The sequence below is a fragment of the Arthrobacter sp. HMWF013 genome, from assembly GCF_003061105.1.
Lineage (GTDB): Bacteria > Actinomycetota > Actinomycetes > Actinomycetales > Micrococcaceae > Arthrobacter.
Genome location: NZ_QAIQ01000706.1, coordinates 1 through 289, shown reverse-complemented (window position 1 = coordinate 289; position 289 = coordinate 1).

Here is a 289-nt window from a genome sequence, read left to right as displayed (position 1 = left end):
CCCCGCCGTTGTGGTGCCCCGCCAGCGCACCCGGAATTCGGGGAAACACGAAAGCGCGATGCACGGAGCGGCCCTGGACGCCGCGCCGTACCTTTGACGTGACTTGTCACTCAGTGTGACTTCCGGCTACCGTGGCTGGTGATCACATGGGGGATCACTGCTATCAACGGAGACTGCTGTGGCTCTCGTCGACTATGCCCTGGCGCTGTGCGCGCTGCTAGGCACCCTGCTCATTCCCTTTGCCGCCATGTACCAGGTGCTGCGGCTCAAGCGGAGAGCAGTCCGGGTG